Origin of the sequence: Chenggangzhangella methanolivorans, assembly GCF_019797865.1 — a bacterium.
GTDB classification, from domain to species: domain Bacteria; phylum Pseudomonadota; class Alphaproteobacteria; order Rhizobiales; family Methylopilaceae; genus Methylopila; species Methylopila methanolivorans.
Genome location: NZ_CP081869.1, coordinates 229,688 through 255,454, shown reverse-complemented (window position 1 = coordinate 255,454; position 25,767 = coordinate 229,688). Strand labels below are relative to the sequence as shown.

Sequence of the window (25,767 nt, the reverse complement as noted above, 5' to 3'; positions counted from 1 at the left end):
GCCTATCTAACGGCGCGCGCCGTCCCTGCCGGGTCCGTCGGGCCCCGGCTGGGGCGGCGTTTCATTTTGTGGTCCAGACGGACGAGGGCGTAGATGGCTTCCGCCGCAGAGCAGCTTGCCGCCAACTTGAATTTCTCGGCCTTTTCAAAGGCCGACGAGCTGAAGAAGCGTATCTGGTTCACACTTGGCGCGCTGATCATTTACCGCCTCGGCACGTACATCCCGATGCCCGGCATCAACCCGGCGGCTCTCGCCGAGGTGTTCCGTCAGCAGTCGACGGGCATCATCGGCCTGTTCAACATGTTCTCGGGCGGCGCCGTCGGCCGCATGGCGATCTTCGCGCTCGCCATCATGCCCTACATCTCCGCCTCGATCATCGTGCAGCTGATGACGACCGTCTCGCCGCACCTCGAGGCTCTGAAGAAGGAGGGCGAGCAGGGCCGCAAGATCATCAACCAGTACACCCGCTACGGGACGGTGGCGCTGGCGACGGTCCAGGCCTACGGCATCGCGGTCGGCCTCGAGGGTCAGGCCAACGTGGTCGTGGATCCGGGCTGGTTCTTCAAGATCTCCACGGTCATCACCCTGACCGGCGGCACCATGTTCCTGATGTGGCTCGGCGAGCAGATCACCGCGCGCGGCATCGGCAACGGCATCTCGCTGATCATCTTCGCCGGCATCGTGGCCGAGCTCCCGGCGGCCATCGCCGGCGCGTTCGAGCTCAACCGCCAGGGCGCGCTGTCGAACGCGCTCATCATCGGCATCATCGTGATGGCGATCGGCGTCATCGCGCTCGTGGTCTATATGGAGCGCGCCCAGCGCCGGCTGCTGATTCAGTATCCGAAGCGACAGGTCAGCCAGAACCGCATGACGGGCGGCGAGAGCTCGCACCTGCCGCTGAAGCTCAACACCGCCGGCGTCATTCCGCCGATCTTCGCCTCCTCGCTGCTGCTGCTGCCGACGACCGTGGCGAACTTCTCGGCGCAGGGGACCGCCTCGGGCTGGCTCACGACCATCACGTCGTACCTCGCCCACGGCCGGCCGCTCTACATGGCGCTCTACGTCGCGCTGATCGTGTTCTTCTGCTTCTTCTACACCGCGATCGTCTTCAACCCGAAGGAGACGGCGGACAACCTGAAGAAGTACGGCGGCTTCATTCCCGGCATCCGTCCGGGCGAGCGCACCGCCGAGTACATCGACTACGTGCTGACCCGCATCACCGTCGTCGGCGCCGCCTACATCGCGCTCGTCTGCGTGATTCCCGAGATCCTCATCTCCTGGGCCGCAGTGCCATTCTACTTTGGCGGGACTTCGCTCCTGATCGTGGTGTCTGTTACGATGGACACGGTGGCGCAGGTGCAGGGGCATCTCTACGCGGCGCAGTACGAGGGCCTCATCAAGAAGGCCCGGCTCAGAGGAAAACGTAGATGAGGCTGATTCTTCTCGGACCGCCCGGCGCCGGTAAAGGCACCCAGGCTGAGCGCCTCGTCGAGAAGCACGGCATCGTCCAGCTCTCCACCGGCGACATGCTGCGCGCGGCCGTCGCCGCGGGTTCGCCTGTCGGCCTCGAAGCCAAGGACGTGATGGCGCGCGGCGAGCTCTGCTCGGACGGCCTCGTGGTCAAGATCGTCGCCGACCGCATCGACGAGCCGGACGCCAAGAAGGGCTTCATCCTCGACGGCTTCCCGCGCACCGTCGCCCAGGCCGAGGCGCTCGAGCGCATGCTCGAGGAGAAGGATCTCCGCCTCGACGCCGTGATCGAGCTCGTGGTCGACGACAACGCGCTGCTCGCCCGCGTCGAGGGCCGCGCGCGCGACGCCGCCGCGGCCGGCAAGCCCCTGCGCCCTGACGACGCTCCGGAGACGGTCAGGAAGCGCATCGCCGACTTCAACCGCGTCACCAGCCAGCTCCGGCCGTTCTACGAATCGAAGGGGCTTCACGCCACGGTCGACGGCATGGCGTCGATCGACGAGGTGACGGAGCAGATCGAGGCGATTCTCTCCGAGACCGTCAGCGGGCTGACGGACCCGCCGCGGGGCGCAGGGTCGGAGTTTCGGTCGTTGTCCCCCGGCTTGTCCCGGGGGAACTGCTGCACGTCCGAGAACTGCGCGCCGCTGACGGGCTGACGCTTCTGACGAGCGGGGGCGCGGCGACAGCGGGACAGCGACTGCTGGGCTCCGAATCTCCTAGCAAGGGGTTGACGCCTGGCGTGTAAGGCGCTAACCGCACGCATCCTGAAAGCAGTCTGGTCGCGCTGTGCTTTCCAAGCGCTGCGTCCGCGCTGCCTTTCGGCGCTTCGAATTCATGAGCGCGCATGGGCCGGCCTCCACCGGACGCACGCTTCTTCCGCCGGCCTCGCGCCGGCCCACATGGAGGGGACAAAGATGGCCCGTATCGCCGGCGTCAACATTCCGACGAACAAGCGCGTCGTGATCGCGCTTCAGTACATCCACGGCATCGGCGCCTCGAAGGCGACCGAGATCTGCGCCAAGGTCTCGATCCCGGCCGAGCGCCGCGTGAACGAGCTGACCGACGCCGAAGTCATCCAGATCCGCGAGACGATCGACCGCGACTACATCGTCGAGGGCGACCTGCGCCGCGACGTCGCGATGAACATCAAGCGCCTGATGGACCTCGGCTGCTATCGCGGTCTGCGCCATCGCCGCGGCCTGCCGGTGCGCGGCCAGCGCACCCACACCAATGCGCGCACCCGCAAGGGCAAGCCGAAGCCGATCGCCGGCAAGAAGAAGTGATTTCCGCCGCGGCCTGATCGGCTGCGGCGCGTCGTTCCGGATCGGCTCCGCCGTCCGGGACGACGCCGAACCGAAGATCCCGGGCGCGCGCCCGGGAGACGCATATTTCCCGAGCGCCTGGCATCACGGGCGCGCCTGAAGGACACGAGAGACCTATGGCCAAGGAAGCCCAGCGCATTCGCCGCCGCGAGCGCAAGAACATCGCCTCCGGCGTGGCGCATGTGAACGCCACCTTCAACAACACGATGATCACCATCACGGACGCCCAGGGCAACACCGTGTCGTGGTCGTCGGCCGGCGCGCAGGGCTTCAAGGGCTCGCGCAAGTCGACCCCGTACGCGGCCCAGGTCGCTGCCGAGGACGCGGCCAAGAAGGCCGCCGAGCACGGCATGCGCACCCTCGAGGTCGAGGTCCGCGGCCCGGGTTCGGGTCGTGAGTCCGCTCTCCGCGCCCTTCAGGCTTCGGGCTTCATGGTGACGTCGATCCGCGACGTGACCCCGATCCCGCACAATGGCTGCCGTCCGCGCAAGCGCCGTCGCGTCTGACGTCGTCCTTTTCGACGCCGCGCTCCGAGACGTCGGAGCGCGGGACTGTTCCAGCCGGCTGCGGTTTTCGCGAGGTCGGCTTCTCCGCGGAGGGCGACGGCGGCCCGCGGCGACTGACGAAGGATGCTGAGAAGTGATCCAGAAGAATTGGCAAGACCTTATTAAGCCGAACAAGCTCGAGGTCTCGGCGTCCGGCGACGGCGCGCGGATCGCGACCATGGTGGCGGCCCCGCTCGAGCGCGGCTTCGGCCTGACGCTCGGCAACGCGCTGCGGCGCATCCTGCTGTCCTCGCTCCAGGGCGCGGCCGTGACCTCGGTGCACATCGATGGCGTGCTGCACGAGTTCTCGTCCATCCCGGGCGTGCGCGAGGACGTGACCGACATCGTCCTCAATATCAAGGACATCGCCATCAAGATGCAGGGCGAAGGCCCGAAGCGGATGGTGCTGCGCAAGCAGGGCCCGGGCCAGGTGCTCGCGGGCGACATCCAGGTGGTGGGCGACGTCCAGATCCTGAACCCGAACCTCGTGCTCTGCACTCTCGACGAGGCGGCCGAGATTCGCATGGAGTTCACGGTCGACACCGGCAAGGGCTACGTCCAGGCCGACCGCAACCGTCCCGAGGACGCTCCGATCGGCCTCATCCCGGTCGACAGCCTCTACTCGCCGGTCAAGAAGGTCTCGTACCGCGTCGAGAGCACCCGCGAGGGCCAGAACCTCGACTTCGACAAGCTGACGCTCAACGTCGAGACCAACGGTTCGATCACGCCTGAGGACGCGGTGGCCTACGCCGCCCGCATCCTGCAGGACCAGCTCGAAGTGTTCGTCAACTTCGAGGAGCCGAAGAAGGAAGCCGCGCCGTCCTCCATCCCGGAGCTCGCCTTCAACCCGGCGCTGCTCAAGAAGGTGGACGAGCTCGAGCTTTCGGTGCGTTCGGCCAACTGCCTGAAGAACGACAACATCGTCTATATCGGCGACCTCATCCAGAAAACCGAAGCCGAGATGCTCCGCACTCCGAACTTCGGTCGCAAGTCGCTGAACGAGATCAAGGAAGTGCTGGCCCAGATGGGTCTGCACCTCGGGATGGAAGTCGGCGGCTGGCCGCCGGACAACATCGACGAACTCGCCAAGCGTTTCGAAGAACACTACTGAGGTCGCAAGACCGGCGGGCCGCTGAGTCCCGGTCTTAAGGAGAACGAAAATGTCGATGCACGGCCGGCGGGGACGCCGCTTCAACCGGCTCCAGAGCCACCGCAAGGCGATGTTCCAGAACCTCGCCCAGTCGCTGATCGAGCACGAGCAGATCATCACCACGCTGCCGAAGGCCAAGGACCTGCGTCCGGTCGTCGAGAAGCTGGTGACGCTCGCGCGCCGCGGCGATCTTCACTCGCGCCGCCTCGCGATCTCCGAGCTTCGTCACGTTCCGACCGTGCAGAAGCTCTTCGACGTGCTCGCGCCGCGCTACGAGGAGCGCCCGGGCGGGTATCTCCGCATCATCAAGGCGGGCTTCCGCCAGGGCGACAACGCTCCGATCGCGGTGATCGAGTTCGTCGACCGCGACGTCGACGCCAAGGGCAAGGTCGACCGCGAGCGCGCCGAGGCTGCCGAAGCCGCCTGAGGCTTGGCGTTTCGGCTTTTAAACTGACGGAGAGCGGCCGGCGACGGCCGCTTTTCGCGTTTTTGGATCCGGGGAACCGAGCTCCTTGTCCCGGACTTGATCCGGGACCCAGAACCGAGACGGCTACAAGATCAATTGCTGAAAGACGAGCTTTTAGCGGAACCGACGTCGGCTCTGGGTCCCGGATCAAGTCCGGGACAAGGGCGGCGTCACCTCCGCGACCACACCACGAGCGCGAGGCCAACGAGCGATGTCGCGCCGCCGTACCAGGCCCATTGCGTCTGGGCGATCATGAAGCTCTCCTGCGGCCAGGTCACGATCCCGAGCCCCTGCAGGAACCAGAGCCCGCCCGAGGCGACGAGCAGCAAGCCGACGATCAGCAGAATGGTTTTCACGGTCTTTTCTCCGTTCCGCCCGTCGCTGCAAGCGGCTCGCTTCGCCATATAGAGCGCGCAGTCTTCGGCTTGATCGAGGCGTACGGCCTTTGGCTGTCGCCGCCACGGTCGCCCGGCCGTCCGAAAGGAGCCCGCCCAAAAATGCGTTTCGTCCAGACTCTGGCCGCCGCCGTCGCGGTTTTCTTGGCGGGGGCTCCCGCGCATGCGCAGGACCAGCGGCGCCTCCCCGACAGTCGGCAGGAAGTGAAGCTGTCGTTCGCGCCCGTGGTGGCGCAGGCGACGCCTGCTGTCGTGAACATCTATGCGAGCCGCGTCGAGCAGCGCCGGCGCAACCCGCTGCTGGACGACCCGTTCTTCCGCCAGTTCTTCGGCGACCGCGGCCCTCTGGGACAGGACCGGACCCAGCGTTCGCTCGGCTCCGGGGCGATCGTGTCGGACGATGGGCTCGTGGTCACCAACAACCACGTCATCGAGGGCATGACGGAGCTCCGCGTCGCGCTCTCCGACAAGCGCGAATTCGAGGCGAAGCTGATTCTGAAGGACAAGCGCACCGACCTCGCGGTGCTGCGCATCGGCGACGGCAAGCAGAAGTTCCCGTGGCTGCCCTTCGCCGACTCCGACGAGCTTCAGATCGGCGACCTGGTGCTTGCAATCGGCAATCCGTTCGGCGTCGGCCAGACGGTGACGTCCGGCTCGTTTCCGCGCTCGCCCGCACGCAGGTCGGCGTCGGCGACCATCTCGTCCTTCGTGCAGACCGACGCCGCCATCAATCCTGGCAATTCGGGCGGCGCGCTCGTTGACCTCGACGGCAGGCTCGCCGGCATCAACACCGCGATCTTCTCGCAATCGGGCGGCTCGGTCGGCATCGGCTTCGCGATTCCCGCCAACATGGTGCAGGCGGTCGTGGCCTCGGCGCGCGCCGGCTCGAAGTCCGTGACCCGCCCTGGTTCGGCGCGGACCTGCAGAACGTCACCAAGGACATCGCCGACGGGCTCGGGCTGAACCACCCCGGAGGCGCGCTGATCGCGAACGTCGCCAAGGGCTCGCCCGCCGCCAAGGCGGGAGCGGAGTCAGGCGACCTGATCACCGCGGTGGACGGCCGCCCCGTGGACGACGTCGAGAATTTTTCGTTCCGTTTCGCGACGCGCCCCGTCGGCGGCCACGCCACGGTGACGATCCAGCGGCAAGGCAAGGCGCGCGACCTGAAGGTGGAGCTTGCGGCCGCGCCCGAAAATCCGCCGCGCGAGCAGCGCACGATCGGCGGCGAGACGCCGTTCACAGGCGCGACGGTCGTGAACCTTTCGCCGGCGCTCGCCGAGGAGATGTCGCTCGGATCGGGGCTCACCGGCGTCGCGGTGGCGGAGGTCGCGAGCGGCTCGATCGCCGAGCGCCTCGGCTTCCAGAAGGGCGACGTCGTCCGGCAGGTGAAACAACGCCAAGATCGCCAGCACCCGCGATCTCGAGCGCGTCGCGGCCTCGGGGCAGAGCGGCTACTGGAAGGTCACGATCGAGCGCGACGGGCAGCTGGTGACGAGCGTGTTCTGACGAGGCTTTGCGCTCGTCATCCCCGGCGAAGCCGGGTATCCACGACTTCGGCTCGCGCGGCGATCTACGATCAAGTCGTGGATGCCCGAGGCAAGCTCGGGCATGACGGCCGGGGCGGTCGCCCCGCGTGAGAGACGGCAATGAGCAACCTCTTCGAAGCCGCAGGCATGGACCGCGACGCGCCACGGCCGCTCGCCGACCGCCTGCGGCCAAGATCGCTTGAGGAAGTCATCGGTCAGGAGCATCTTCTCGGCCGCGACGGCGCGCTGGGACGGCTCGTCGAGGCGGGGTCTCTCGGGAGCCTCGTGTTCTGGGGGCCGCCCGGCACCGGCAAGACGACGGTCGGCCGGCTGCTGGCCGACGCCACCAACCTCGCCTTCGAGCCGATCTCCGCGATCTTCACCGGCGTCGCGGATCTCAAGAAGGTGTTCGACGCCGCCCGCGCGCGGCGGATGACGGGGAGGGGCACGCTGCTCTTCGTCGACGAGATCCACCGCTTCAACAAGGCGCAGCAGGACTCGTTCCTGCCCGTCATGGAGGACGGCACCGTCACGCTTGTCGGCGCGACGACTGAAAATCCATCCTTCGCGCTCAACGCCGCGCTGCTGTCGCGCGCCCGCGTGCTGGTGTTCCGTTCGCTCGACGCGGCGTCGCTCGAAAAGCTGCTGGCGCGTGCGGAAGAGATCGAGGGCAGGGCGCTTCCGCTCGACGCCGAAGCGCGGTCGGCTCTGATCCGCATGGCCGACGGCGACGGCCGCGCGGCGTTGACGCTGTCGGAAGAGATCTGGCGGGCGGCGCGCAAGGGCGAAACATTCGACGCGGAGCGCGTGCAGGACGTCGTCCAGCGTCGCGCGCCGATCTACGACAAGTCCGCGGACGGCCACTACAACCTCATCTCCGCGCTCCACAAGTCGGTCCGCGGCTCCGACCCCGACGCCGCGCTCTATTGGCTCGCCCGCATGCTCGACGCGGGCGAGGACCCGCTCTACCTCGCGCGACGCCTCATCCGGATGGCTTCGGAAGACATCGGCCTCGCCGACCCGCAGGCGCTCGTGGTCGCGATCGCGGCGCGCGACGCCTATGAGCAGCTCGGCACGCCCGAAGGGGAGCTCGCGCTCGCCGAATGCGTCATCCATCTCGCCACCGCGCCGAAGTCGAACGCGGTTTATGTCGCCTACAAGCGCGCGCGAGCCGCCGCCAAGGAGCACGGCTCGCTGCTGCCGCCGAAGCACATCCTCAACGCGCCGACGAAACTCATGAAATCGGAAGGCTATGGCGACGGCTACGCCTATGATCACGACGCGCCGGACGGGTTTTCGGGGCAGGACTACTTCCCCGAGGCCATGGGGAGGCGGGCCTTCTACGACCCGCCGGACCGCGGCTTCGAGCGGGAGCTGAGAAAGCGCATCGACTACTGGGCGCGGCTGCGGGCCGAGCGCGGGTGAGGGCTGCGGCGCGTGCCCCGGGTGGGGTGTAGCCTTCCGTGACGCGAGATCGAGGAACGCTCGATGACCGAACTTCTGATGAAGGCCTTCGAAGAGCTTTCAAAGCTACCGGACGATAGGCAAAACGAATTGGCGCAGATGCTGATCGACGCAGCGGAGAGCGAGCTCTCCGGCGAACTGCGATTATCGGATGAGCAGCTGGCCGAGGTCGATTCTGCGCTTTCGGAAGACGGCCCTTATGTCCCCGCCGCGGAGATGGAGGCGTTCTTCGCGCAATATCGGCGGTGATCGTCCGGTACGCTGAACGATCTCGCACGCACTTGCGTGGCATAGCTGAGCATATCCGACGCGATAACCCCGCAGCTGCCGCTCGTGTGCTCGATCGGGTCGACGAGGCGGTCAAAAGGCTTGCCGATTTCCCATTCATCAGCCGTCGGGGCGTGCGCAGAGGAAGCGTACGAACTTATTCTCTCGAACCTACCCTACATCGTCGTCTATGGGGTCGGTCGCGAGCACATTGATATCCTCGGCGTCTTTCACGCCGCCCGTCACCCTTCCGTCCGAACCCGCCCATGATCCCAATCCTTCTCGTCGCCCTGGGGGGCGCTCTCGGCTCCGTCGCGCGCTACGGCGTCAACGTCTGGACGATGCGCGCCTTTGGCCCGGGATTTCCCTGGGGCACGCTCACCGTCAACGTCGTGGGCGGTCTGGTGATGGGTCTCATCGCGGCGCTGCTTGCGCTGAAAGGCGGGACCAACGAGCTCCGCGTCTTCCTGATGACCGGGATCATGGGCGGCTTCACCACCTTCTCGGCCTTCTCGCTCGACGCCGTCGCGCTCTGGGAGCGAGGGGAGGCGACGACCGCCACGGTCTATGTGGCGGCCTCCGTCGTCCTCTCGATCGGCGCGCTTGTCGCGGGTCTCGCGCTCGGGCGCGCTCTGGGCTAAGAGAAGCGCTTCTCCAGCCTCGAGTTCGAACTGATGTCCGCCCGCCCGCCCCGCGGCAGAAAGCCCGCATCCGGCCAAAACCGCGCTACGCCCGCCGGCGCACGGCGGCCGACCCGCGCCGCCACCAAGGCCAAGGCCAACGAGGCGTTTCGTGCGCCAGCCAAATCGGCCGCCAAACCTGCCGACAAGCCCGCGCTGCGGCAGCGCCCTGCGCCCGAACCTGCGCCCGCGCCGAAGGTCTTGCCGGCGCTCCCCGGAAAATCCGCCGGCGTCCAGTCGATCCCGGTGCGTCCGGCCGAAGAAGGCCTGAGGCTCGACCGCTGGTTCAAGGAGCGCTTTCCTGCGCTCGCTTTCGGGCATCTGCAGAAGCTCTGCCGCACGGGCCAAATTCGCGTCGACGGCGCGCGGGCCAAGACCGCGACGCGGCTGTCCGCAGGCATGACGGTGCGCGTTCCGCCGCTGAAAGACGAGAGCGACGGGGAGGGGGACGACGAACGCCCCGCCGCGCCTGCGGTGCGCCGTCCGGTGAAGGACGACCGCGATGCGAAAGACCTGCGTGACATGACCATCCACGAGGACCGCGACGTCCTCGTGCTCAACAAGCCCATGGGGCTCGCCGTGCAGGGCGGTTCCGGCATCACCCGCCATGTCGACGGGATGCTGACCGCGCTCACCGACAGCCAGGGACAGAAGCCGCGCCTCGTCCATCGCATCGACAAGGACACGGCCGGCGTGCTGGTGGTGGCCAAGACCCGGCTCGCGGCGTCCGAGCTCGCGCGCGCCTTCCGATCGCGCTATGCGCGGAAGGTGTACTGGGCGCTCGTTCCCGGCGTCCCGCGCGTGAAGCAGGGGCGGATATCGACCTATCTCGCCAAGGGCGAGGGCGACGGCCCGCTGGGCGAGCGCATGGTGGTGGCCGAGCATGGCGACGACGGCGCGGCGCACGCGCTGACCTATTACGCCGTGGTGGAGCACGCCGGGCAGAAGCTCTCATGGTTGTCGCTGAAGCCGGTCACCGGACGCACACACCAGCTTCGGGCGCATTGCGCCCATATCGGCCACCCGATCGTGGGCGACCCGAAGTATTTCGACATCGAGAACTGGCAGCTGCCGGCGGCGTGCAGAACCGGCTTCATCTGCTCGCCCGCCGCCTCGTTCTGCCGTTGCCGTCCGGCGACGTTCTCGACGTCTCCGCGCCGCTGCCGCCGCATATGGAGCAGAGCTGGAACCTTCTGGGCTTCGACACGAGCAAATACGACCCGATCGTCGAAGCGCCCGAAGAGTGACGAAATGAACGGCATGCTTCGAGACGCGGCCTGACGGCCGCTCCTCGGCATGAGGAGAGGCTCAGTTCTTCTCCACCCGGACGGTCCTGACGCTGAGGAGCGCCGACGGCGCGTCTCGAAGCGCCAAGTCCGCTTCAAACCCCATCAGAACCGCTCCGGCGCTTCGAAGACGTCCGCCAGAACGCCACCGCTTCGCACCAGCCGCGCGTGCGCCGGCGTGTCGTAGGCCACCACTAGTCGAATCGGATCGCCGGGCGAGAGAGGCATGAGCGTCGCGCCTTCGGCGTGGTCGTCGCCCTCGCCGAAAGGCAGGTCGAGGATGCGCTCGACGTCCGCGCGTGGGGCGACGGTCGAGTCCTGCGCGTTGAGGCCCCCGCGCCAGCGATAGAGCCGCACTGGACCGTCGAGATCCATCGTCGGGCCGGCCAGCACCACGAGATCCTCGCCGTCGATCAGCAGCGAGCGGACGCCGAGGCCGTCGAGATCGAGAAAATGGCGACGGATGAGATCGCCGTCGTCCTGACGCCGGAGCTTGAGACGGCCCGTCTTTTTCTTCGCCCTGAACCGAAGCTCTAGAATGGTGGCCCAGCCGCGCAGCACGGGGCCGCGCAGACCGAGGAACACCCGGTCGCCTGAAACCGCCATGCCTTCGACGTCGAGCCCGTTGTCCTTGGACGGGATCGACATGAACGGGCCGAGGTGAGGATCGCGGGCGAGCCGTCGGGAGAGGACACTGCCGTCCTTGTCCATCCGAAGCGCCCCCGCGCGACGCGTTCGGCCGCTCCCGTCGACCGCGGGCCCGGACGCAGCGAGCTTCGGCGCGCCGGGATGGTCGCCGGCCACGAGCGGGATGCGGCAGAGCAGGAAACGGTTGGCCTCCCGCACCACGCGGGTCAGCGTTTCGAGCGCTTTCTCGGGATCGTCGCCGGCCTTCGGCTTCTTGCGCTTCAGGCTGTGCGATCCGACGACCCACAGAAATCCGTCCGCGATCGCCAGACCCTCCACGTCCGCCTCCTCGTCACGGCCGTTGGGAAAGTCGAAAAAGTCGTGCAGATCGAAGCGCTTGTGTCCGCCATAGCCCACCACGCGGCCCGCCGCGTCGCGTCGCGCCGTGAGCCGCTCCAGCGCCGCGCCCTCGTCGGCGCCGATGAACAGGCTTTCGCCCTCGGCGATCGCGGCGATCGCCGAGACGTCTTCGCGGATGGCTTTCTCCGCGTCCGGGTCTGGCTCGTGAAAAACGAGCGGCAGCTGCGTCACCAGCTTCGCCTTGCGGCGCTCGGCGTGAGCGGCGGCGAGCCGCTGGTACTCGCTCTTCACGAGGCCGAGCGACCGGGCGGCGTCCGTGACCGAGAGCCCGCCCTCGACCTCGCGCATCGCCGCAGCGATCTCGCGAGGAGAGCGCGCGTCGCCCTCTGCGTCTTCGTGCTTCGCCTTCGTCATCGGAATCTCCACCCCGCCTGTCGCCGTCGTGACGTCTGGATGACATAGGGGCGGGCGCCTGCGCGGCGACGGGGCGCTTGTGCGAAGCGAGGCGGGCGCGCTACCTGCTGCGGCATGAGCGCTCCCCGACTGCTCGTCTTCTTCGACGTCGACGGCACCTTGATCGACAGCCAGCACGCCATCGTCTCGGCGATGCGCGAAGCCTATCTCGGCCACGATCTCGAACCTCCGGATCGCGAAGCCATTCTCAGCGTCGTCGGCCTTTCCGTCGCGGAGGCGGTGGCGGAGCTGTCGCGCGAGGCGCCGGGTCATCCGCGCAAGGCGATCGGCGAAGCGTTCAAGACGATCTTTCGAAACAGCCTGACCCATGGCGCGGATCATTCGCCGCTCTATCCCGGAGCCGCGGAGGTCATCGACAGGCTTGGCGCGCGCGACGACGTCCTGCTTGCGCTTGCGACCGGAAATTCTCGCCGGGGCGTGGAGCGGTTTCTCGACCGCTTCAGTTACGAGGGCCGGTTCGTCTCGACGCAATCGGCGGACGACGCGCCGTCGAAACCCCATCCCGCCATGATCTTCCAGGCCTGCCTGGAAGCGGGGCTGAAACCCGAGGAGGCGGTGATGGTCGGCGACACGAGCTTCGACATGGCGATGGCGCGGGCGGCCGGCGCGCGGGCCATCGGCGTCTCCTGGGGCTATCACCCGGCCGACCGGCTGCTCGCTGCGGGCGCCGAGCTCGTGCTCGGCTCGTTCGAAGAGCTCGACGCGGCCCTCGGCCTCTCCGACACGGCGGACGCCATATGACCGATTCTCAGCGTCCTGGCGCGCAGCGTCCCGAGGGATTGGCCCAACGGCCAGTCTTGCCGAAGCGCTTCTACAAACACGCAGAAGCCGTTGCGGTGAAAGGCGGCTTTGTCATCGCGCTCGACGGGCGTCCCGCCCGAACGCCCGCCCGGGCGCCGCTCGCGCTTCCGACCCTGGCGCTCGGCGCGGCGGTTGCGGCCGAGTGGGAGCGGCAGAGCGAGACCATCGATCCGAGCACGATGCCGCTGACGCGGATCGCGAATGTCGCGATCGACGGGGTGGCGCGCGAGCGCGAGGCGGTGGCGGCGGAGATCGTGAAATACGCCGGCAGCGACCTCGTCTGCTATCGCGCGGAGCGTCCCGAGCGGCTCGTCGCCAAGCAGAGCGCGCACTGGGATCCGGTGCTCGCCTTCGCGCGCGACGGGCTCGGCGCCCGGTTTGTGTTGGCCGAGGGAGTGATGTTCGTCGGCCAGCCCGGCGCGGCGCTCGAGGCGGTGGACCGCGCGCTGCCCCGCCACGACGTATTCGCGCTTACGGCCTTGAGCGTGCTTACGACTTTGACCGGATCCGCGCTGATCGCGCTGGCGCTCCAGCGCGGCGCGCTCGACCTCGCCGCCGCCTGGGCCGCCGCCAATGTCGACGAGGACTGGAACGAGGAGCTCTGGGGCTACGATTCGGAGGCCGCGGCCCGAAAGGCCAACCGCGAGACCGAGATGCGGGCCGCAGTCGAGACGATGGCGCTGGCGCGAGCCTGAGGGTGTCGCGCCGCCTCAGTCGGCGAGGCCGATGTTGCGAAACACCTCCTGAAGCTGCGGACTGATCGGCAGGGCGATCTGCTCGCCGGTCGGCGTCGGCCGTTCGAACCAGCGGTGATAGGCCTCGATCAGGTCCCGGTCCTCGGCCATTTTCGCGAAGGCCCGCGCGACCGCCCGCGCCATCTGCGGGTCGTCCTTGCGGAACATCAGCCCATAAGGCTCGTAGGTGAGGAAGTCGCCGACCACGATGAGGTCGGCGTCGGCCTTGTGGCGGGCGATCAGACCATAGAGCAGCACGTCGTCGGTCGCGAAGGCGTCGGCCTGGCCGCTGGCTACCATGGCGTAGCTCTGTTCGTGGTCGGGCGCGGTGACGATCCTGAGGTCGATCTTCTGCCTCTCGGCGATCGCCCGCAGCGCCTTCTCGTTCGTCGTGCCCGCCGTCGCCACGACGGTCTTGCCCGCAAGGTCGCGATAGGACCGGAGCCCGGAGGCGCTCTTCACCATGAGCTTGGTGCCGGCCACATAGGTGATCGGCGAGAAGGCGACCTCTTTCTCGCGGTCCTTGTTGGCGGTGGTGGAGCCGCATTCGAGGTCGATCCTGCCGGCGACCGTCTCGGGGATGCGCGTCTCGGACGTGACCTTCTCATAGGCGACGTCGAGCGCCTGACCGTCGAGCTCCCGCTTCATCTCCTCGACGACGCCGAGGCAGAGGTCGATCGCGTAGCCGATCGGCTTCGGGCCGTTGTTCGCCACATAGGAGAACGGGAACGAGGCCTCGCGATAGCCGATCGTCACCGTCCCGCTGTCGTGTGCCTTCTTGAGCGTGCCGCCGAGCGCGGTCGGTTCGCCGCCGGTGGTGACGGCCTCCTCGGCCCAGGCCGCCGGCGCGAGCGCGAAGAGCGCGAGGAGCGCGGCGGAGATCGTCGCGCGGGGCAGGGCGGCCATGGCGGCGCGTCCCTCAGGCGGCCGCGGGCGCATGCGCGCCGACAGGCTCTCCGGCGGCGCTTTCCTGCTCGTCCTCGTGCAGTTCGCCCTCCCACTTCGCCACCACGGCCGCGGCGATCGAGTTGCCGATGACGTTGGTGGCCGAACGGCCCATGTCGAGGAACTGGTCGATGCCCATGATGAGCAGCAGGCCGGCCTCCGGGATGTTGAAGGTCGAGAGCGTGGCGGCGATCACCACGAGCGAGGCGCGCGGCACGCCCGCCATGCCCTTCGAGGTCACCATCAGCAGGAGCAGCATGGTGATCTGCTCGCCGGCCGACAGGTTGACGCCGTAGGCCTGCGCGATGAAGAGCGTCGCGAAGGTGCAATAGGCCATCGTGCCGTCGAGATTGAACGAATAGCCCATCGGAAGCACGAAGCTCGCGATGCGCCGCGCCACGCCGAACTTGGCGAGCTGGTCGAGGATCTTCGGGTAGGCGGCCTCGGAGCTCGCGGTCGAGAACGCCAGCAGGAACGGCTCGCGCACCCGCGCGATCAGGTTCTTCACCCGCGCGCCCAGCACCAGGAAGCCGGCGAGCGCCAGCAGCGCCCAGAGGATCGCCAGCGTCGCGTAGAACTCGAGGATGAATGCGCCGTAGGTCCAGAGGACGGAGAGCCCCTGCGTGGTGATGGTGGCGGCGATGGCGGCGAACACCGCGACGGGCGCGGCCTTCATGACGTAGCCGGTGATCACCAGCATCATGTGGGCGACCTGGTCGGCGAACTCGGCGAGCATCTTGCCCTTCTCGCCCAGCGACGCGATCGCGATGCCGGCGAAAATGGAAAAGACCACGATCTGCAGGATTTCGTTGGTGGCCATGGCCTCGACGATCGAGGCCGGCACCAGATGCGGCACGAACTCCTTCAGCGTCAGCGACGACACCTTGAGGTTCGTGGCGGTGCCGGCGTCGGGCAGCGGCAGGTTCAGGTTCGCGCCCGGCTGCAGCAGGTTGACCATGATCAGGCCGAGCACCAGCGACACCAGCGAGGCGGAGATGAACCAGCCCATGGTCTTGGCGCCGATCCGCCCGACGGAGGCCGTGTCGCCCATATGGGCGATGCCGACGACTAGCGTCGAAAACACGAGCGGGGCGATCAGCATCTTGATCAGCCGGAGAAACACGGTGGTGATGAGCGAGATGTATCCCGCCACCGCTCCCGCGACCTTGGCGTCCGGAAACGCCACGTGGCAGGCCTGGCCCACCACGATGCCGAGAACCATCGCGATCAGGATGTAGAGGGTGAACTTGTTGCGCATCGCCGTCCCCTCGGTAACGAAAACGTTAACGAAAGATGACGACTCCGTGAACAAGCTGTCAATCGCTGACTTCGCCCGAAGATTGTGCGTGCTCGCCCCGTGGGCGCCGCGTCGCGGTCATCGGCCCTTTGTCGACATTGCGGCGCCGCATGACGCGCGTTACGCCTCTGCCCTCTTGATCGACCCGGAAAGCCGAGGGCGCGCCACGTGAAGGACATTCTGCAGGAGCTCGAGGAGCGTCGCGCGACGGCGCGCCTCGGCGGCGGCGAAAAGCGCATCGCGGCGCAGCACGCGCGCGGCAAGCTCACGGCCCGCGAGCGCCTCGAGATCTTCCTCGATCCGGAGTCGTTCGAGGAATACGACATGTTCGTCCAGCACCGGAGCCATGACTTCGGGATGGAGAAGCAGACCATTCCGGGCGACGGCGTCGTCACCGGCTGGGGCACGGTGAACGGCCGCAAGGTCTTCGTCTTCGCCAAGGACTTCACGGTGTTCGGCGGCTCGCTCAGCGAAACCCACGCCCAGAAGATCATCAAGATCCAGGACATGGCGATCCGCAACCGCGCGCCGGTCATCGGCCTGTTCGACGCCGGCGGGGCGCGCATCCAGGAAGGCGTCGCGGCGCTCGGGGGCTATGGCGAGGTGTTCCAGCGGAACGTCTTGGCGTCCGGCGTGATCCCGCAGATCTCGGTCATCATGGGCCCGTGCGCGGGCGGCGACGTCTATTCGCCGGCCATGACCGACTTCATCTTCATGGTGCGCGACCGCTCCTACCTCTTCGTCACCGGCCCCGACGTCGTGAAGACGGTGACCAACGAGACGGTGACGTCCGAGGAGCTCGGCGGCGCGAAGGTGCACACCACGAAGTCTTCGGTGGCCGACGGCGCCTATGACAACGACGTCGACGCGCTCGTGGACATGCGCCGCCTGATGGATTTCCTGCCCGGCAACAACATCGAGGGCGTGCCGGAGTGGCCGACCTTCGACAGCGCCGACCGCGACGACCTCTCGCTCGACACGCTGATCCCCGACAACCCGAACAAGCCCTACGACATCAAGGAGCTGATCCTGAAGACGGTCGACGAGGGCGACTTCTTCGAGATCCAGGAAAGCTTCGCGAAGAACATCGTGGTCGGCTTCGGCCGCATGGAGGGCCGCACGGTCGGGATCGTGGCCAACCAGCCGATGGTGCTGGCGGGCGTGCTGGACAGCGACGCCTCCCGCAAGGCCGCGCGCTTCGTGCGCTTCTGCGACTGCTTCGAAATCCCGATCGTCACCTTCGTGGACGTGCCCGGATTCCTGCCCGGCACCGCCCAGGAATATGGCGGCTTGATCAAGCATGGGGCGAAGCTGCTGTTCGCCTACGCCGAGGCGACGGTGCCGAAGGTGACGATCATCACCCGCAAGGCGTTCGGCGGCGCCTATGACGTCATGGCGTCCAAGCACCTGCGCGGCGACGTCAACTACGCCTGGCCGACCGCGCAGATCGCGGTGATGGGCGCCAAGGGCGCGGTCGAGATCATCTTCCGCGGCGCGGACGCGGACGGCATCGCGGCCAAGACCAAGGAGTATGAGGACCGCTTCATGTCGCCCTTCGTGGCGGCGGAGCGCGGCTACATCGACGAGGTCATCCACCCGCGCTCGACCCGCAAGCGCGTCGCCCGCGCGCTCGCCATGCTGCGCGGCAAGCGGCTCGAGAATCCCTGGAAGAAGCACGACAACATCCCGCTCTGAGACGCGCGCGGATGAGCCGGTTGTCGATCGCCGCGCTGGTCCTGTCCTTCGCGGCGCTTCTGCTCGGCGTCGCGGGGCCGGCGCTCGACCCTGCGGTGCTGAGGGAGCAGATCTCCTTCGCGGACGCCGCCGCGCAGCGGGCCGAACCCGTTCAGCCGGAAGGCGAGCGGTCGCTTCACGAGGAAGCCGGGCGCTGGCTCGCGCGCAAGATCCGCGAGCGCAACGACCGCGCGGCGCAGGAGGAGCGGACGGCCGCGCCGGCGCCGGTCGAGGAGCCGGGCCTCTTCGGGAGCTCGGCCCGCTTCGTCGTGCCGATCGTGGTCCTGATCGCGCTTTCGGGCGCGGCGCTCGCCGTCGTCGACTGGCTGAGGACGCGGGCGGTGAGGGGCAATCTCACGGCCGCGGTCGTGGCCGGCGCAGCCATCGCGCTGCCGTTCGTCTGGACCGCGCTCGCCACCGCGATGGCGTTCGCCGGCGTCCTGATCGCGCTCGTCATCGTCGGGGCGATCGTCGGCTGAGACAGACCCGACGCCGTGTCGCCCAAGTCGCGACGCACAACGAAATCAATCGTGCGCGCTTGCCTTCTTCCCCTCGGCGACGAAATGCTGCACGACGATCAAGAGACGGCGAGCGCCGACTGGCGCGCGACTTGCTGATGGAGAGCCGAACAGCGCGTCGCGCTTTGCGGCGTCGCGTAGGGTTGGACTGGGTCACATGCGCGTTCTTATCGTCGCGATCGGGACATATGGCGACGTGCTGCCCTTCATCGGGCTCGCGGCCGAGCTCGACCGGCGCGGCCATGAGGTCACGCTCTCCTGCGCCGAGACTTTCGCGCCCGCCGCCCGCCGCGCCGGCGTCGACGTCGAACCGCTGACCACCGCCGCCGAATATTCGGCGCTGTTCGAGCATCCGCAGTTCTGGCGGCCGTTCCTGGGCGCCCGGCGACTGTTCAAGAACCTGCATTCCTTCCTAAAGCCCACCCACGACTTCGTCGTCCGACATCATCGTGAAGGCGACACGCTGGTCATCGCCTCGGCGCTCGCGATCGGCGCCAAGGTGGCGCATGAGACGCTCGGCGTGCCGGTGGTCTCGGTGCATCTGACGCCCATCATGTTCGTCTCGCGCGACGCGCCGCCGCGCACGCCGTTCCTGCCGATGCCGCGCTGGATGCCGGCCGCGATGAAGCTGAAGCTGCAGACCGGGCTCTACACCGCCTTCATCGCGCCGCTGATCAAGCCGGGCCTCAACGCCTTCCGCGCGTCGCTGGGCTTGCGGCCGAAGCGCAAGATCCGCAGCTGGTGGCATTCCTCGCAGCGCATGCTGCTCCTGTTTCCGCACTGGTTCGCGCCGCGGCAGGCTGACTGGCCGGCCCAGTCGGTGCAGCTCGACTTTCCGCGCGCCGACATGTTCGGCGCCGCGACCGCGCGGCTCGATCCGGCGCTCGACGCGTTCCTGTCGGCCGGGGAGCCGCCGGTCGCCATCACCTTCGGCTCCGCCCGGCTGCGCACCGCCTCGCTCTATCGGGCCGCGGTCGAGGCCTGCGCGAAGACCGGGCGCCGATGCCTCGTGCTGTCGCACCAGACGATCGATCCGCCCAAGGGCCTCGAGGGCCGGGCCTTCTTCTCGACCTACGCCCCGCTCGGCCAGGTGTTGCCGCGCTGCTCGGCGCTGATCCACCACGGCGGCGTCGGCACGGTGTCGCAGGCCTTCGCGGCGGGCGCGCCGCAGATCGTCGTGCCGATGGCGTTCGACCAGTTCGATCATGCGAGCCGCATCCGCCGGCTCGGCTGCGGAACCTCGGTGCCGCGCGCGCTCTTCACCGCGCGTCGCGCCGCGCAGGCGCTCGACGCGCTGCTCGCCTCCGATGCGGTCGCCTCGGCCTGCCGGTCGGTGGCGGAGCGCACCAGCCGCTCCGACGTGATCGCCGAGGCCTGCGATCGCATCGAGGCGGAGTTCGGCCGCGCCCGGTCGGTCGTCTATCCTCCCTGCGAGGCCGCCGAGTGAGTTGAGCGCAGTCGGAGCCCTGTCCTTCGGGCGCCGGCCGTGACATAGATCGCCGCCCATGAGCACGGGTGAGCGTATGGCAGCCGAAGCCGCCGCGGATGATGTGACGAAGCCGGCGGATGAGTTCGGGACAGGCGGCCCCGCCGGCGGGCAGGAAGTCCGCCGACGCCACCTCGTTTATGTCCCCGGCTACGACCCGCGCGATCCCGATCTCTATCGTCGTCTCTCCGTGTTCGAGCTCCGGCGCTTCGCCAAGCTCTGGGGCGTCGTCGTCGACGTCGACCGGGACGACGTCACACGCACGCCGACGCCGAGCCTCAGCTGGCGGGCGCGGCTGACCGCCGGCGACGCCAGGGTCGAAACGACCTACGAGACGTTGCGGTGGGACGATCTCGTCCGCCGCGACTTCGCCGCGCCGCTGCTCGCCACGCTCGTTCGAAGCCTCAGGACCGGCGTCGAGGTGATCGTGACGGGCCTCCTCTGGCGGATCTGGCGCGCCGCGCCGTGGTGCGCGGTGGCCTGGTTCTATCCGATGCTCACCGTCATCGCGCTGTTCGCCCTCTCGGTGTGGGGCGGGGTCGCGATCGCGGATCTCGTCGCCGGCCACGGAGCGCCGGTGTTGGGCGTGCTCGTCGGAGTCGCGCTCGGCCTTGCGCTTCTGCTCGGCGTCGTCGCCGCGCTCCGCCGGTCCGGCTCGTTCCTCGTCCATCTGATCGACGACGGCCGGTCCCAGCGCCGATACGCGACGCGCGCCGACAGGGAGCTCGACGCCCGCGTCGACGCCTTCGCGGCCCGGATCCGCGAGATCGTCGAGGCGCGCGCGGCCGACGAAGTTCTCGTCGTCGGCCATTCGAGCGGAAGCTTCGTCGCGATCGACGCCATCGCGCGCGCCTATGAGGCGAGCCCCGACTTCGCCCGCGGATCGAACTTCGCGCTGCTCACCGTCGGGGCGAGCGAGCTTCTGGTCGCGTTCCACCCGCGCGCCGGCTGGTTCCGCGAGCGCATCCGGCGGCTGGCGATCGAGCCGTCGCTGTTCTGGGCCGAGGTCGTCGGCCCCTGGGACACGCTCAATTTTCCGCACCGCGACCCGGTCACCGAGCTCGGCCTCGACGTGCCGGCCGACCGGCCGAACCCGACGTTCCGCCGCGCTTTTCTGACCAAGATGCTCGGTCAGCACTCCATCAAGTCCCTGCAGAAGGGATGGCGGGTGTTCCGGGCGCACTTCCAGTTCGTCATGGCGAACGAGGTCCGCGGGCCCTACGACTACTTCTCGCTGGTCCTTGGACCGTGGACCGCGCGCAGCCAGTTCGCCCGAACCGCGGACGGAAGGCTGATGTCGCCGAAGGTCGAGCCCGCCCCGCCGCCGCTGCCGCGGCCGGACTGGATGCCGCCGCTGCCCAAGGACCACAAGGACTAGGGCTTTCGGCGCCGCGCCGCGGCGAAGCTTCTTCGGCGGCGCCGTTCGCCCTTTGAACAGGTGGACGGCGGGCGACCCGCTCCCCTAAGTACGAACGGCGTCGGCGCGCGATCCGCGGGACTTGTCCGGCGCGGCTCCGGAGTTCTCAAGCCTCGATGTTCAAGAAGATCCTGATCGCCACCGCGGCGAGATCGCCTGCCGCGTCATCAAGACCGCGCGCAAGATGGGCATCAGACCGTCGCGGTCTATTCCGACGCGGACAAGGACGCGTTGCATGTCGAGATGGCCGACGAGGCGGTGCGCATCGGCCCGCCGCCGGCCGCGCAGTCCTATCTGCTGATCGACGAAATCCTGCGCGCCTGCAAGGAGACCGGCGCCGAAGCCGTTCATCCCGGCTACGGCTTTTTGTCCGAGCGCGCGGCCTCGCCGAGGCGCTCAAGGCCAACGGCGTCGTGTTCATCGGCCCGATCCCGGGGCGATCGAGGCCATGGGCGACAAGATCGAGTCGAAGAAGGCGGCGGCCAAGGCCAACGTCTCGACCCGTGCCCGGCAATCTCGGCGTGATCGAGAGCGTCCGAGGACGCCGTGAAGGTCGCCGACGAGATCGGCTATCCGGTGATGATCAAGGCCTCGGCCGGCGGCGGCGCAAGGGCATGCGCATCGCGCACTCGGCCGATGACGTGGCGGAAGGCTTCCGCGCCTCGCGCTCGGAGGCCAAGAACTCCTTCGGCGACGACCGCGTCTTCATCGAGAAGTTCATCGTCAATCCGCGCCACGTCGAGATCCAGGTGCTCGGCGACAAGCACGGCACGTCATCTATCTCGGCGAGCGCGAAATGCTCGATCCAGCGCCGCAACCAAAGGTCGTCGAGGAGGCCCCGTCGCCGCTGCTCGACGAGGCGACCCGCAAGGCCATGGGCGAGCAGTCGGTCGCTCTGGCCAAGGCCGTCGGCTACGATTCCGGCCCACCGTCGAGTTCGTCGCGGGGCAGGACAAGTCGTTCTATTTCCTCGAGATGAACACGCGTCTTCATGTGGAGCATCCGGTGACGGAGCTCGTCACCGGCATCGACCTCGTGGAGCAGATGATCCGCGTCGCCTATGGCGAAGCTCGCGATCAGCAGGAAGATGTGAAGCTCACCGGCTGGGCGGTGGAGAGCCGCGTCTACGCCGAAGATCCCTATCGCAACTTCCTGCCCTCGATCGGGCGCCTGTCGGCCTACCGCCGCCGGCCGAATCGAGCGCCGACGGAATCACGGTGCGCAACGACACCGGCGTGACCGAAGGCGGCGAGATCTCGCTCTATTACGACCCGATGATCGCCAAGCTCGTGACCCACGGGCCGGATCGCCTGTCGGCCATCGAGGCGCAGGGCAGGGCGCTCGACGCCTTCGGCATCGACGGCATCCAGCACAACATCCCGTTCCTCACGGCGCTGATGGAGCATCCGCGCTGGCGTTCGGGCGAACTGTCGACCGGCTTCATCGCCGAGGAGTTCCCGGACGGTTTCGCGCCTCGCAAGCCCGCAGGCGAAGTCGCAGCGGCCCTGGTCGCGATCGCGGCGCAGATCGACTGGATGGTGATGGAGCGTCGCCGCCTCATCTCCAATCAGCTCCGCAAGGGCGCGGCCACCAAGGAGCGGCTGCGCACCGTGCTGCTCGACGGCGAGCCGACCCGCGTCGAGACCTCGGCGATCGGCGAGGCCGTGATCGTGCGGACGCTTGGGCAGGACGGCTCGGAGATCCGTCTCCAGCGCGTCGAGACCGACTGGAAGCCCGGCGAGCCGGTGTGGCGCGGGACGATCGACGGTCAGGAGATTGCGGCGCAGGTCCGCAAGGCCAAGAACTACGGCTACGACATCCAGCATCGCGGTGTCGCGGTTTACGCCCGCGTCCACGGCGCGCGCATCGCCGAGCTCTATGCGCTGATGCCCGAGAAGGTCATCGCCGACACCTCCAAGCAGCTGCTCTGCCCGATGCCCGGCCTCGTGGTCTCGATCGCGGTCGAGGAGGGTCAGGAGGTCAAGACCGGCGAGACGCTCGCGGTGGTCGAGGCGATGAAGATGGAGAACGTGCTGCGCGCCGAGCGCGACGGCAAGGTCGCCAAGATCAACGCTAAGGCCGGGCGACAGCCTCGCGGTCGACGCGGTGATCCTCGAGTTCGAGTGATCTTCGCGAGACAGCGCCGACGAAACGTCTGAGACGAACGGAAAAAGGGTGGGCCGATGTGGCGCGCGGATCTCGCGCGCCGTAGGGTTGCATATCTCTCGCCGCCGCCCCTCGGACGACGTCATGGCGTCACGACCCGGAACTCATCGCCCGACGCATCCGCGAGGCTGCGGGCGCGCCTGAGATCTGGGCTCAGGCGCTCGGAGACGTCAGCGCAGAGCGTCAACGGCGCCGGCGCGCTGCTGTTCTGCGTCGACGACCGGCTGGTCCGGCCGCCCGCCTCCGCCGAACAGGCGCACGTCCTGGACGAGTATCTGACGAAGGGCTGGAACGCGCTCGACGTCCGCTACCGCGGCATCCCCAAGATGGAGCGCCGGGCTTCATCACCGACGAAGACTGCATGGACCGCGACGAAATCGCCTCCTCGCAGTTCTACCAGGACTTTCTCGCCGGGCACGGCATCGGAGCCTTCGCGGGCGTCGGGTTCCGGGCGGGCGGGGATCTCTGGTGCCTCTCAGTCAGCGCCGGCTGCGCGACGGCCCGTTCGAGCCGCGCGAGCTGGACGCGCTCCTGAGGCTCTGGGGGCCGCTGAGCGACGCCGCGACGCTCTCGCGCCAGTTCGATTTCGCCAGGCTGAAGGGGATGACGGACGCGCTGGAGCTGACCCGCGACGCGGCGATCGTCTGCGACCGGGGAGGCGGATCGCCTCGATCAACGCCCGGGCAGAGGCGCTGGTCGGCCGCATGATCGATCCGCGCAGCCGGACGCTGTCGCGCGCAGCGCGGCCGATCGCGACGCCTTGCGCCTGCCTCGCCTCGAGCCAGCGGCGGCGCGGGCCGGAGCCGGCGGCCTGCGTCGTCAGGGATCCGAAGGGCGGCGAGATCCTCGTCCGGGCGATCGAGGTCGATGGCATGAGCGTGTTCGCGCCCGCCGACGGCCGCGCGGTGCTTCTTCTGCTCAAGCGCCGCGTCCTCGATCCCGTCGCGGCGCTCGCCGCCCGGTCCAGCCTCACGGCCGCCGAGTCCGCGATCGTCGCGAGCCTCAGGGCAGGCGGCTCGGTGGCCGAGATCGCGCAGGCGCGCGGCGTGAGGCCGGACACGATCCGCACGCAGCTGAAGTCGATCTATCTGAAGACCGGCGCGTCCGGGCAGCGAGGCTGCTGTCGCGCGTCGCCGCGCTCGGCGACGAGCGGCCGGCGGACTGACGACCGCGGCCTCTCCCCAGGCTTCGACGACCGGACCGGCGCGTGTTCCCCATTCGGGTAAGGGGCGGCGACGGGGCGCGGCGTAGCCTCTTGCGAGGCTCGCCCATCGTCGGCGCGGGCCGCCTGTCGGCCATCGCCTGGAGCTCGAGGATGCGGCGTTTCCTGTCAGTTTTGTTCGCGGCCGCGGTGTTTGCGGGCGCCCAGTCGTCAAGCGTTTCGGCCCAGCAGGCGAAGGTCACGGCCGACGGGTTCTTCAGGATTGGTCCCGTCATCGACTATGCGTTCAATCCCATCCAGAGCGCGGCGCTGAGCGACGGCGTGACGGTCGCGACCGCGAGTTACGCTCCGAGCCTGGACTACAACAAGATCCGGGTTTCTTCACGAAGGACGGGAAAACGCTGGCGTCGCATGACGTCAGCGTCTCGAGCCTCGAGCAGATCTTCTCGTTCAAGATCGTCGCGCTTGAAGAACGATCTCGGAATTGTCTATGAGTCGCACAGTTTCAGCGCTGAAGATTCAGTCGGCGGATTTTATTTCGTTCGCGTCTCTCAGACCGGCGGCGTCAGCGTGCAGAAACGCGTCGCGAGCGTCGAGAAGACCGACGACGGCGACAACTCGCTCCAGATCCATGCGAGCCGGCTAAAGAATGGCGAACTCGCGCTGGCCTATGAGCGTCGCGAAACGGTCAAGATAGGCCGGCTGATGGGCCGGAACTACAATATCTTCACGATGATCATCGATGGCGCTGGAGGCGTCGTTTCGCCTTCGAGACTCGTCACGCCGATCGAAGACAAGAAAGTATTAAAGTTCTCAGACGGCGCTAGATACTCCGACACATACATGTTCGGAGGAATGTACTATTCGCCGGAATCCGCGATCGTGACGCTTTCCGATGGCAACTACGCCATCGTTTACACCGACGAGCTTCGCAAGAGCGGCGCGTTTCGCGTGTTCTCTCAGGCCGGGCGCCAGTGACCAATCCGGTCTATGTCGGCGAAACCTATCGGTTTCCGGCGGACGCTCGCGCTGAAGAACGGCAGCTTCATGCTCCTCTACAACAACAATCATTTCCTCTCCGGAGTGAAAATCAGCGGGTCGTATAAAGACACAGGCGAGGGGCTCGCGATCTCGCCGGACTACTATACGGGCGACAAGGACCCCGCCTGCGTGCTCCGGCGTCCGAACGGCGACCTCGTGTCCATCTACAATCAGCCCGACGACCTCAAGCAGAGGGATATTCGCTACAAGCTGCTGTCGCCCGAAGGCGCCACGCGGTCTGACGGTTTCGCCTCGAAGAAGGCGTTCGACAAGCAGCGCACGCCGTCTTGCGCGGCTCTCAAGGACGGTCGGGTTTTCTTCACCTATTACCTCCTCGACGCGAATCCGAAGCGCAACATGCTGATGGGCGCCTATCTCACGATCGAAGCGGCCAGGACGGCGGCGGCGGAGTAGGGCGGCCCGCCGACGTCTTC

The 25,767-nt window shown here is 67.9% G+C and carries 26 protein-coding genes and 2 pseudogenes; 24 read left to right on the top strand and 4 right to left on the bottom strand.

Translation table 11 applies throughout. The features are described 5' to 3' along the window. The first annotated feature begins 93 nt into the window (after nt 1-93). From secY to rplQ, 6 genes are all read left to right on the top strand, one after another. On the top strand, nt 94-1,431 hold the full coding sequence (secY, locus tag K6K41_RS01305) for a preprotein translocase subunit SecY (RefSeq protein ID WP_261403613.1): 1,338 nt from the start codon (nt 94-96) through the stop codon (nt 1,429-1,431). Then, on the top strand, nt 1,428-2,126 hold the full coding sequence (locus tag K6K41_RS01300) for an adenylate kinase (protein ID WP_428978558.1): 699 nt from the start codon (nt 1,428-1,430) through the stop codon (nt 2,124-2,126). Before secY ends, K6K41_RS01300 begins: the two co-directional genes overlap by 4 nt. Before the next feature lie 258 nt (nt 2,127-2,384). Beyond that, nucleotides 2,385-2,753 carry a 30S ribosomal protein S13 gene (gene rpsM / locus K6K41_RS01295; protein WP_261403612.1) on the top strand — a complete coding sequence of 123 codons (369 nt, stop codon included), beginning with the start codon at nt 2,385-2,387 and terminating at the stop codon, nt 2,751-2,753. A 155-nt stretch (nt 2,754-2,908) separates the two neighbouring features. Next, the gene (rpsK, locus tag K6K41_RS01290; RefSeq protein WP_261403611.1) at nt 2,909-3,298 is read left to right on the top strand and encodes a 30S ribosomal protein S11; all 390 of its coding nucleotides are present in this window, start codon (nt 2,909-2,911) and stop codon (nt 3,296-3,298) included. A gap of 133 nt (nt 3,299-3,431) precedes the next feature. Further along, nucleotides 3,432-4,448 (top strand): DNA-directed RNA polymerase subunit alpha, encoded by a 1,017-nt coding sequence (locus K6K41_RS01285; protein WP_261403610.1) that lies wholly within the window; start codon nt 3,432-3,434, stop codon nt 4,446-4,448. Between the two features lie 55 nt (nt 4,449-4,503). After that, nucleotides 4,504-4,914, top strand: a complete 411-nt coding sequence (gene rplQ / locus K6K41_RS01280; RefSeq protein ID WP_261405880.1) for a 50S ribosomal protein L17 — start codon at nt 4,504-4,506, stop codon at nt 4,912-4,914. A 209-nt stretch (nt 4,915-5,123) separates the two neighbouring features. On the opposite strand, the gene K6K41_RS01275 is transcribed toward rplQ, so the two are convergent. Continuing rightward, a complete protein-coding gene (locus tag K6K41_RS01275; RefSeq protein ID WP_261403609.1) occupies nt 5,124-5,309 on the bottom strand; it encodes a hypothetical protein in 186 nt (61 codons plus the stop codon). 141 nt (nt 5,310-5,450) lie between these two features. Here K6K41_RS01275 and K6K41_RS01270 point away from each other — a divergent pair, with 141 nt between their 5' ends. The 7 genes and pseudogenes from K6K41_RS01270 (at nt 5,451) to K6K41_RS01245 (ending at nt 10,532) form a co-directional block, all read left to right on the top strand. Beyond that, nucleotides 5,451-6,311 (top strand): trypsin-like peptidase domain-containing protein, encoded by an 861-nt coding sequence (locus K6K41_RS01270; protein ID WP_261403608.1) that lies wholly within the window; start codon nt 5,451-5,453, stop codon nt 6,309-6,311. Continuing rightward, entirely contained in the window at nt 6,269-6,985 is a 717-nt protein-coding gene (locus tag K6K41_RS01265; protein WP_315855261.1) for a PDZ domain-containing protein, read from the top strand. The genes K6K41_RS01270 and K6K41_RS01265 overlap by 43 nt, the downstream gene beginning before the upstream one ends. A 9-nt stretch (nt 6,986-6,994) precedes the next feature. Continuing rightward, a complete protein-coding gene (locus K6K41_RS01260; protein WP_261403607.1) occupies nt 6,995-8,299 on the top strand; it encodes a replication-associated recombination protein A in 1,305 nt (434 codons plus the stop codon). Nucleotides 8,300-8,362: 63 nt separating this feature from the next. Next, on the top strand, nt 8,363-8,587 hold the full coding sequence (locus K6K41_RS01255) for a hypothetical protein (protein WP_261403606.1): 225 nt from the start codon (nt 8,363-8,365) through the stop codon (nt 8,585-8,587). Continuing rightward, nucleotides 8,584-8,820: a type II toxin-antitoxin system RelE/ParE family toxin gene (locus K6K41_RS30085; protein ID WP_378148796.1), complete on the top strand. Its 237-nt coding sequence runs from the start codon at nt 8,584-8,586 to the stop codon at nt 8,818-8,820. The genes K6K41_RS01255 and K6K41_RS30085 overlap by 4 nt, the downstream gene beginning before the upstream one ends. 51 nt (nt 8,821-8,871) lie before the next feature. Then, nucleotides 8,872-9,246, top strand: a complete 375-nt coding sequence (gene crcB, locus K6K41_RS01250; RefSeq protein WP_261403605.1) for a fluoride efflux transporter CrcB — start codon at nt 8,872-8,874, stop codon at nt 9,244-9,246. Continuing rightward, nucleotides 9,173-10,532: pseudogene (locus K6K41_RS01245) on the top strand (RluA family pseudouridine synthase). The gene crcB and the pseudogene K6K41_RS01245 overlap by 74 nt, the downstream one beginning before the upstream one ends. 144 nt (nt 10,533-10,676) lie before the next feature. Here K6K41_RS01245 and K6K41_RS01240 read toward each other — a convergent pair. Next, entirely contained in the window at nt 10,677-11,972 is a 1,296-nt protein-coding gene (locus K6K41_RS01240) for a DUF3616 domain-containing protein (protein WP_261403604.1), read from the bottom strand. Nucleotides 11,973-12,086: 114 nt separating this feature from the next. On the opposite strand from K6K41_RS01240, the gene K6K41_RS01235 reads away from it, so the two are divergent. Then, nucleotides 12,087-12,773: an HAD-IA family hydrolase gene (locus K6K41_RS01235; RefSeq protein WP_261403603.1), complete on the top strand. Its 687-nt coding sequence runs from the start codon at nt 12,087-12,089 to the stop codon at nt 12,771-12,773. Nucleotides 12,774-12,868: 95 nt separating this feature from the next. Further along, complete coding sequence (locus tag K6K41_RS01230; protein WP_261403602.1) at nt 12,869-13,528, top strand: ATP12 family chaperone protein; 660 nt, start codon at nt 12,869-12,871, stop codon at nt 13,526-13,528. A gap of 15 nt (nt 13,529-13,543) precedes the next feature. Here the strand turns inward: K6K41_RS01230 and K6K41_RS01225 are convergent, their stop codons facing one another. Continuing rightward, nucleotides 13,544-14,473 (bottom strand): amino acid ABC transporter substrate-binding protein, encoded by a 930-nt coding sequence (locus tag K6K41_RS01225; protein ID WP_261403601.1) that lies wholly within the window; start codon nt 14,471-14,473, stop codon nt 13,544-13,546. 13 nt (nt 14,474-14,486) lie between these two features. After that, the gene (locus K6K41_RS01220) at nt 14,487-15,770 is read right to left on the bottom strand and encodes a dicarboxylate/amino acid:cation symporter (protein WP_261403600.1); all 1,284 of its coding nucleotides are present in this window, start codon (nt 15,768-15,770) and stop codon (nt 14,487-14,489) included. Nucleotides 15,771-15,977: 207 nt separating this feature from the next. Here K6K41_RS01220 and K6K41_RS01215 point away from each other — a divergent pair, with 207 nt between their 5' ends. From K6K41_RS01215 to K6K41_RS01175, 9 genes and pseudogenes are all read left to right on the top strand, one after another. Beyond that, entirely contained in the window at nt 15,978-17,504 is a 1,527-nt protein-coding gene (locus tag K6K41_RS01215; RefSeq protein ID WP_261403599.1) for an acyl-CoA carboxylase subunit beta, read from the top strand. An 11-nt stretch (nt 17,505-17,515) separates the two neighbouring features. Further along, complete coding sequence (locus tag K6K41_RS01210; RefSeq protein ID WP_261403598.1) at nt 17,516-18,022, top strand: hypothetical protein; 507 nt, start codon at nt 17,516-17,518, stop codon at nt 18,020-18,022. 196 nt (nt 18,023-18,218) lie between these two features. Further along, nucleotides 18,219-19,508, top strand: a complete 1,290-nt coding sequence (locus K6K41_RS01205) for a glycosyltransferase (protein WP_261403597.1) — start codon at nt 18,219-18,221, stop codon at nt 19,506-19,508. A 103-nt stretch (nt 19,509-19,611) separates the two neighbouring features. Beyond that, nucleotides 19,612-20,925 (top strand): hypothetical protein, encoded by a 1,314-nt coding sequence (locus K6K41_RS01200; protein ID WP_261403596.1) that lies wholly within the window; start codon nt 19,612-19,614, stop codon nt 20,923-20,925. A gap of 155 nt (nt 20,926-21,080) precedes the next feature. After that, a pseudogene (locus tag K6K41_RS01195) lies at nt 21,081-23,091 on the top strand (DUF2118 domain-containing protein). 400 nt (nt 23,092-23,491) lie between these two features. Further along, complete coding sequence (locus tag K6K41_RS01190; protein ID WP_261403595.1) at nt 23,492-23,665, top strand: hypothetical protein; 174 nt, start codon at nt 23,492-23,494, stop codon at nt 23,663-23,665. Between the two features lie 169 nt (nt 23,666-23,834). Then, a complete protein-coding gene (locus K6K41_RS01185) occupies nt 23,835-24,356 on the top strand; it encodes a helix-turn-helix transcriptional regulator (protein WP_261403594.1) in 522 nt (173 codons plus the stop codon). A gap of 110 nt (nt 24,357-24,466) precedes the next feature. After that, nucleotides 24,467-25,270: a hypothetical protein gene (locus tag K6K41_RS01180; protein WP_261403593.1), complete on the top strand. Its 804-nt coding sequence runs from the start codon at nt 24,467-24,469 to the stop codon at nt 25,268-25,270. Between the two features lie 12 nt (nt 25,271-25,282). Then, on the top strand, nt 25,283-25,747 hold the full coding sequence (locus tag K6K41_RS01175; RefSeq protein WP_261403592.1) for a hypothetical protein: 465 nt from the start codon (nt 25,283-25,285) through the stop codon (nt 25,745-25,747). The last annotated feature ends 20 nt before the right edge of the window (nt 25,748-25,767 follow it).